The sequence below is a fragment of the Lentzea aerocolonigenes genome, assembly GCF_000955955.1.
Lineage (GTDB): Bacteria > Actinomycetota > Actinomycetes > Mycobacteriales > Pseudonocardiaceae > Lentzea > Lentzea aerocolonigenes_A.
In genome coordinates this window covers 1-235 of record NZ_JYJG01000646.1, presented here as the reverse complement: position 1 = coordinate 235, position 235 = coordinate 1, and the positions used below count along the sequence as shown (strand labels likewise).

General features: G+C 63.8%; 1 protein-coding gene. It reads left to right on the top strand.

Annotated features, from left to right (window positions below):
• Nucleotides 1-235, top strand: a 235-nt coding sequence (locus UK23_RS48105; RefSeq protein ID WP_045318578.1) for a glycosyl hydrolase 53 family protein, incomplete at both ends; no start/stop codon positions are given.

Below are 235 nucleotides of genomic sequence, written 5' to 3'. Positions count from 1 at the left end.
CCTACGACGTGTCCAAACAGGTCTTCCCGACCACGCCCGTCATGGTGCACCTCGCCCAGCCGCAGAAGACGGACAGCATCCAGCGGTTCTTCAACGCCTACCGCGGCAACGGCGGCAAGTGGGACATCACCGGGCTGTCGTCCTACGCCCAGGGCAGCAACGTCGCGCCGATCATCGGCAACATGCGAACGATCCAGTCCACCTACGGCAAGCCGATCATGCACGTCGAGTACGG